This is a genomic window from Colwellia sp. BRX8-5, assembly GCF_014077325.1.
Lineage (GTDB): Bacteria > Pseudomonadota > Gammaproteobacteria > Enterobacterales > Alteromonadaceae > Colwellia_A.
In genome coordinates this window covers 24,623-32,077 of the sequence record NZ_JACGVR010000042.1, presented here as the reverse complement: position 1 = coordinate 32,077, position 7,455 = coordinate 24,623, and the positions used below count along the sequence as shown (strand labels likewise).

The 7,455-nt window shown below is 40.5% G+C and carries 8 protein-coding genes; 5 read left to right on the top strand and 3 right to left on the bottom strand.

Going from position 1 to position 7,455, the window contains the following annotated elements:
- Positions 1–72 precede the first annotated feature (72 nt).
- Complete coding sequence (locus H4J62_RS18450; protein ID WP_182218685.1) at positions 73–1,266, bottom strand: acyl-CoA dehydrogenase; 1,194 nt, start codon at positions 1,264–1,266, stop codon at positions 73–75.
- 127 nt (positions 1,267–1,393) lie between these two features.
- Here H4J62_RS18450 and H4J62_RS18445 point away from each other — a divergent pair, with 127 nt between their 5' ends.
- The 3 genes from H4J62_RS18445 to H4J62_RS18435 all read left to right on the top strand — a co-directional run bounded on the left by H4J62_RS18445 (position 1,394) and on the right by H4J62_RS18435 (position 4,235).
- On the top strand, positions 1,394–2,224 hold the full coding sequence (locus tag H4J62_RS18445; protein WP_182218687.1) for a LysR family transcriptional regulator: 831 nt from the start codon (positions 1,394–1,396) through the stop codon (positions 2,222–2,224).
- An 818-nt stretch (positions 2,225–3,042) separates the two neighbouring features.
- Positions 3,043–3,897 (top strand): NmrA/HSCARG family protein, encoded by an 855-nt coding sequence (locus H4J62_RS18440; RefSeq protein ID WP_182218688.1) that lies wholly within the window; start codon positions 3,043–3,045, stop codon positions 3,895–3,897.
- Between the two features lie 107 nt (positions 3,898–4,004).
- Positions 4,005–4,235, top strand: coding sequence for a DUF2798 domain-containing protein (locus H4J62_RS18435; RefSeq protein WP_182218690.1), 231 nt, complete (start codon positions 4,005–4,007; stop codon positions 4,233–4,235).
- A 26-nt stretch (positions 4,236–4,261) separates the two neighbouring features.
- On the opposite strand, the gene H4J62_RS18430 is transcribed toward H4J62_RS18435, so the two are convergent.
- On the bottom strand, positions 4,262–4,666 hold the full coding sequence (locus tag H4J62_RS18430; RefSeq protein WP_182217959.1) for a hypothetical protein: 405 nt from the start codon (positions 4,664–4,666) through the stop codon (positions 4,262–4,264).
- Between the two features lie 101 nt (positions 4,667–4,767).
- On the bottom strand, positions 4,768–5,676 hold the full coding sequence (locus H4J62_RS18425; protein WP_182217957.1) for a LysR family transcriptional regulator: 909 nt from the start codon (positions 5,674–5,676) through the stop codon (positions 4,768–4,770).
- 109 nt (positions 5,677–5,785) lie between these two features.
- Between H4J62_RS18425 and H4J62_RS18420 the strand changes: the two genes are divergently transcribed.
- On the top strand, positions 5,786–6,613 hold the full coding sequence (locus tag H4J62_RS18420) for a pirin family protein (RefSeq protein WP_182217955.1): 828 nt from the start codon (positions 5,786–5,788) through the stop codon (positions 6,611–6,613).
- A gap of 70 nt (positions 6,614–6,683) precedes the next feature.
- The gene (locus tag H4J62_RS18415; protein ID WP_182217953.1) at positions 6,684–7,277 is read left to right on the top strand and encodes an isochorismatase family protein; all 594 of its coding nucleotides are present in this window, start codon (positions 6,684–6,686) and stop codon (positions 7,275–7,277) included.
- Positions 7,278–7,455 lie beyond the last annotated feature (178 nt).

Below are 7,455 nucleotides of genomic sequence, written 5' to 3'. Positions count from 1 at the left end.
TGCTATAGGGCTACATAAAGCATCAAAAAAAGCATAAATAAAAGGCGTATCAAATACGCCTTATTCAGTGTTTTAGTAAAATGCTTGTAAACCAGTTTGTGCTCTACCTAGTATCAGGGCATGCACATCATGTGTACCCTCATAAGTATTAACCGCTTCAAGGTTCATCATATGACGAATAATATGAAACTCATCAGCAATACCGTTACCACCGTGCATATCACGAGCCATGCGAGCAATTTCTAATGCTTTACCACATGAATTACGTTTGATCAGCGATATAGCTTCTGGTGCTAATTGATCCGAATCCATTAAACGACCCACTTGTAAGCAAGCTAATAATCCCGTGGTGATATCGGTTTGCATATCGGCTAATTTTTTCTGAATTAACTGTGTTGCCGCCAAAGGACGACCAAATTGTTCACGGTCTAGTGTGTATTGACGAGCACCATGCCAACAAAATTCTGCAGCGCCTAAAGCGCCCCAAGCAATGCCATAGCGTGCTTTGTTCAAACAACCAAATGGGCCTGATAAACCTTTAACATTTGGTAAAATATTATCGCTAGGTACAAAAACATTATCCATAACGATTTCACCGGTAATGGATGCTCGTAATGAAAATTTACCTTCAATTTTTGGTGCACTTAAACCTTCCATGCCTTTTTCTAAAACAAAACCACGAATCACTCCATCAAGTTTGGCCCAAACCACAAAAATATCTGCCACGGGAGAGTTCGTGATCCACATTTTATTACCCGTAATGCGATAACCGCCATCAACCGCAGTAGCATGTGTAGTTAAGCTACCTGGATCTGAGCCTGAATTAGGCTCAGTTAAACCAAAACAACCAATGTATTCACCAGACGCTAGTTTAGGTAAATATTTCATCCGTTGCTCTTCACTACCATAAGCATAGATTGGATGCATAACTAAAGATGATTGCACGCTCATCGCACTTCGATAACCACTATCTACACGCTCAACTTCTCGTGCAACTAAGCCGTAAGTAACATAATTCACGCCTGCACAGCCATATTTTTCAGGTAATGTAGCGCCTAATAAGCCCAGTGCACCTAGTTCGCGCATAATTTCAACATCAAACACTTCATTTCGGTTAGCCATTAATATTCTTGGCATTAGTTTTTCTTGGCAATATTGATGCGCACTGTCACGGATCATTCGCTCCTCTTCAGACAATAAAGATTCCAATAAAAGTGGATCTTGCCATTTAAATGAGGGACGGTTTGCACTGCTTGAATGAGACATGAAATTACCTGTTAAGCTGAGAAATAATTAAGTGCAAAAATAATAAGCAAATACTAGCCAAAGTTAAAACATTATTTTCCTTTAACTGATATAGTTTAAAGCTATACCTAGGTTGACTAAGTTTATTATGGATTTAAAATCACTCAATTATTTTATTACAGTCTATGAGTTAAAAAGTTTTAGTGCTGCTGCAAAAGCGTGTTTTATTGCCCAGCCTTCAATATCTGCAGCAATAGCACAACTTGAACAACAACTGAAAGTAAAACTTTTTATTCGCCATGCACGTGGTGTAACGCCTTCAGAGCAAGGTAAAAAACTATTTCCATTGGCCAAACAGCTGTTAGGGCAAGCAGGTGCAATAAAAAACGTTTTTTCAGAAAAAACCCATAAGCAACCTTTTAACTTAGGCGTTACCCGCGGCTTAGGTGTTGAACGTATGAGCTTATTATTAAAAGAATTCACCTCAGCAAACCCTTCTGTCGAACTGACTTTAGTGCCACATACTGAAAATGTTGATGCACGTATTATTCTAAAAGATGAATTACAGGAAAATGAGCAGTATATAGACATGTGGCATGAAGATTATTTACTTGCCGTTCCTTATGACCATATATTTGCCCTTGAAGATACCGTCACAATTCAACAGTTAGATGGCTTACCTTTTATTCAGCGAATGCCTTGCAGTGCTTGGGATCATCTACAAGACACTTTAGCGATCGCCGGTATTAGTCTCGACGTACGAGCAAAAATCACTACCATAGATTATGCACTTGGCTTGGTACATGCTGGTTTAGGCTGCGCATTCTTACCCGCACACAGTGAAATTATTAAACGCAGTGACGTGGTCTTTAGGCCAATAGTCGGCTTACAACTCACACGAGAAATTGTATTGGCATACACAACATCGTCAAAAGCCATCAATAACTTAAAGCGTTTAGCTCATAAACATGCCCATTAGACATTACTGATAACGGAGCATATCCCTCTGTTTTTCTAGATAGCTCATTGAACAGCGCGACATATAAGCTAAAGTTTTGGGCAACTTTCTAACAAAGTAATGAAAATTTTCCATCTAATCAGCTATGTCTTAACAAAGTAAGAATATTAGCATTAGTTAAAACTGATTAAAAAATCTAAGTAAATTAATTTTGATCATCGTCGCTATTGCCACATTCGAGACATAAGCATTTTAAAATTCAGATTGGATTTTTTTGTATATTTTGATCTAGAGCGGACATGACTGAACAACCACATTACGTTAACAGCTTCCTGATAGCGGACGTTCCTCGTATATGAAAACGAGTTATTCGATGATAAATTTTTGCCAATAATCTATTAAGACTGACTGGCAACTGTGCCACCACAGCGGTCATTCGAGTCATAAGCATCGATATAAGTATTTACGATAAAAGCGGACCTTCGATTTCCGGTTTTCCATTCCAATTTTTTGATCACTTTGAGGCGTTTTGCTGCAACTGATGTTCGTATATGGAAGTTAACATCAGCCACAGTGAAGTTATTAAATAAAGTGCGATTAATCTTTGTAAAGTATCTGCATGTGACAACAAATCAGTGTAGTGGAGTAAAGCCAGCAATAATAAAACTAATACCTAACTTATGACCGTCAATTAAATACAACTGCATGTAATCGATTATCTGAAGAATTCAATTATCCCAGTAGCGGGATAGTAAAGCTCAATTTCACCATCTAGTTAATCAATTAACTCCTTGCTACTATTTTCCTGTCGCTAAGCAAACATGAAATTGGAGAAGATAATGGCTGAGAACAAAATTATAGTAGTTACAGGTGCCACCGGAAATCAAGGTGGCGCAGTCGTCAAACATTTACTGAGTAAAGATTTTACCATTAAGGCTGTGTCTCGTAACCTGTATGGTAAAGGCGCAGACAAGTTACGTGAAATGGGCGTGGAGGTGGTCTTTGGTGATCTGGATAAACCGGAAACCTTAACTCCGATACTTAAAGGAGCCTACGGGGTGTATTCTGTTCAGAATAATTGGACTAGCAGCATAGCTGTTGAAATAGCCCAAGGTAAATTTTTAGCTGATGCCGCGAAAGCTGCGGGGGTTGAACATTTTGTTTATTCTTCAGTAGGCGGTGCAGAACGTCATACAGGCATTCCGCACTTCGACAGTAAAGGAGAGATCGAACGCCACATTGCTAAAATAGGATTACCCTACACTTTTGTCAGGCCAGCCTATTTTGTTGAAAATTTTCTCGCAGAAGGTAGTTTTGCCTTTATTAATTGGAGCTTGTTGTCTTGGGCGCTGAAAAAGAATCGCAAGATCCAGTTTGCTGCCGTTGATGATATTGGTGCTTATGTAGCCTTGGTATTCTCTCAACCGGACAGCTTCATGGATCAGGCGATAGAATTAGCGGGAGATGAAAAAACGTTTGCAGAAATTAAAGAAATTTACATGCAAGTGATGGGTAAAAAACCAAGTTACCTGACTATGCCCGGTTGGTTGTTTTCCCCTATGAGCAAAGAGATGTCCACTATGTTTACTTGGTTCAAGAATGATGAATTTCAGGCTGATATTCCGGCATTGAGAGATCAATTACCTCAACTAAAGAGTCTAAAACAGGCACTAACAGAACTTAAAGGCTCCTAGTTAGAAAAAGTTAACCTTAGCTCAGATGAAAAGTTCACTGAGCAGAGGGAGCCTTTTTACGTTTTTGATAAACTTTACCTAAGATGATATCAATAGGAATGAATACAATGATCTTCAAAAAAGCACATCTACCGATTTTAATTTCATTTTTCATGTCAGCGTTTATGGCACTGATCATGTCAGGGGTGCTGGTTGCTTGGAATTCAGGCTTAGACGCAACTTTTTTGATACGCTGGATGTCGGCATTTGCGCTCGCATTTACTGTTGCGTTTCCAACGGTGTTGATAATAGCCCCCTTGGTAACTAAGTTCGCTTTATTGCTTGTTAAACCAGACTAACTGGGTAGTCGGTTTCGGAAATAAACTTAGTCCTTAACATAAATACCGTGGATGTTATTTATCATGTAATCAACCGCACTCGCAAAATCAGTGAATTGCTTAACGGGCAAGCCTGATTCTCTGGCTGCACGTTCGCAAGATAATATCCCAAGCGAATTACCACCGACCAACCCCAAAAACACACAGCCTAATGCAATATCTTCCTTGAGATGGGACTGTAAATGTTGATAGGCATCTGATGTGGCCAGACTGTCAACATCTTTGAATTCAATAATAAGAACCCAATAAGTAAAGTTTTTATCTGTGATCTGTTTATTGACCCATTGGGCAAAGTACTCAGCCCCTTCAAGATTTACGGGGCCTGAAGGTTTGACAACCAAAATATTGCCTAACCACTTAATTTTTATATCGCCATGAGCTGCAAACTCCATTGTTTCCTCTTTAGTATTAGATGAGAAAACTTAAGTGTAGTAGCAGTTTCTTGAGTTCCCCCTCATTGATAACTATGGATAGAAAACGCGATAAATTCCAGTTAAAGTTTAGCATCCCACGGAGCATGTGGCTGAGTTAACGCAACCACATGATCAATAAAAACTCGCACGTTTCGGGCAAGATGCTTATGGGAAGGGTAAATGATATATATGCTTTGTATCGGTGGCGAGTAGTCGGTCAATAAACGAATGAGTTCACCTTTTTCTAAAGACTGGATAACTAAAGGGTAAGGGACTTGGGCAATGCCCATGCCGTTGTGGGCAGCTTTAACGACTAATTGCATACTATCAACCGCATATCGTCCCGTTACGGGAACCGATATTTCATCTTTTTCAGTAATAAATCGCCAAGTCTGATTTTTCAAACTCGTCCCCATGATAATACAGTCGTGTTGGGTCAAGTCCGGGGGGGTCTTCGGTCTGCCCGCCCGTGCAATATAATCAGGGCTAGCGCAAAATACACTCTGTTTTGGACCAATGCGTCGTGCAATAAGGCTGGAGTCTTTCAACTCACCAGAGCGAAACGCGATATCAATGCGCTCTTCGATAATATCGACATAGCGATCGGTTACTTCCAGCTCTATTTGCACATCAGGGTATAACGCCAAAAAGTCATTCATCCAAGATTGTAAGTAATTGATGGCGAAATCTGTGGGGGAAGTAATACGCAACACGCCCGTCGGCATTGCTCTAGATTGGCTGACTAAGGCGTTAGCTTCCTCAATGGCAACTAAACTTTGCTGGCAATTTTCAAAATAGTGTCGCCCAATATCTGTAAGATGAAGCTTGCGCGTCGATCTTTGCAGTAGCCGAACCCCAAGCGTATCTTCAAGTTTTTGGATTTTTCGGCTTACCGTGGTCGAGGGCATCGCTAATTGCTTACTTGCGCCAACAAAACTGCCTGCCTCTACCACTTTCACAAACACATAAATTTCATTTAAATCAATCATTAATAACCATTTATCACTAATGGGATAGTTAAACTCAATTATACCATCTAATCAAGAGGTAAAAAATGAAATAATATAATTTCATCGTTTAACTGCACAAGGGCAAAACATGAGTCGCTCCATTATAGAAACTAGAACAGGCCATCAGCATGGTCCAGTGACCAGTTTTATCAACCAAAGCAATATTAAGCAACTGAACCCATTTGTATTGTGGGATCACTTTGAGACCAAAGGGCTAAAAGGTACGGCGGGCTTTGGATTTCACGGTCATTCCGGAATTGCCACTATTACTTACCCAACAATCGGCGACATCGTTCACCAAGATACTGATGGTAATAAAGGCAAACTTAAAGCCGGAGGTGTCCAACTAATGGCATCAGGTGCGGGTGTTTTACACAAAGAGACCGTGTATCCAGAACGCGGCACAACCGACGCCTTTCAACTTTGGACGCTTTTACCCGAAGATGATGTTGAAATGGGCGCTGTGACCTACTCATTAGCCCAGAAAAATGACGCTCCGATAGTCGTTACTTCCTACAGTCAAACCAAGGTATTAATCGGCCAACATGAAGGTGTTGTCAGCCCTGCTAAACACAGTGTCGCCATAACTTATATGGAAGTAACCATAAAACCAAACGGAAAATGGCAGCATGCTGTCGAAAAAGGTCAAACTACAGGTTTTGTTTATGTTCGTTCAGGTGAAATTGACCTTAATGGCTCATTACTAAAAGCGAAGCGTCAAGGTGTGTTGAACAAATCAGATGCAAATATTAAATTAACGGCCGGCGAATTCGGTGCAACCATTATGGTGGCATTAGGGCAACCATTGCAGCAAACCATTATCAGTTCAGGACCGTCGGTACATTCGAGTATTGACCGTTTGAACGAAGGTACACGCAATATCAAGCGATTGACACAAGCGCTTATTAATCAATAAAACAGAAACTAATCTACACGTAGGCTAAGCCAATTCAGGTTTAGCCTTCAACCAACCAACGAGGTTTATGATGAAATCACCACTATTTACACCAGAAAATACCGCTATGCTACTTATTGATCATCAAGTCGGCACTATGGGCTGGGTCGGCTCTGCGAGCCTGGAAGAAATTAAAATGAATACCATTGCATTGGCACGAGCGGCTGATGCTGTTGGTATGCCGTTAATTCTTACCTCTAGCATGGAAGATCAGGCACAGGGACCTTTGTTTGAAGAGTTACAACAGGCGGTACCAGAGGCTTACGCTAATCGAGTTATACGAGGAGGCATGGTTGATTCTATGAAAGATGAGGGCTTTGCCAATGCTGTAAAAAATACTGGACGAAAAAATCTTATCATTGCGGGTATTACGACTGACGTTTGTGTGATTTACCCAGCTATAACATCAGTGCAAGCAGGTTATAATGTTCAGGTTGTTGTTGACGGCTCAGGATCTCCCACCCAAACGGCTGACGATACCGCTTTACGACGCATGGAAAACAATGGCGTAACATTGACAACGACCAACCAGTTAGTTGCCGAACTTGCTCAAGACTGGAGCACCGAAAACGGTCAGAAACTCATGCAGGTATTGTATGAAGAAATATTATCAAAGCAACACTAGTCATCCAAATTAGTGTCGAAAATTAAAGCAAGCCAAGCACCTTTGTAGTGAAATATTACTACAAAGGTGTCTGAGCGTTTTCGCTGAACATCGCTTATTAACACTTGTGAACTTAAAACGAAGCTAAAAATCAACTAAAGCGATTGTCTGCTATCAGGCAATAGTTAAACTCCAGAAA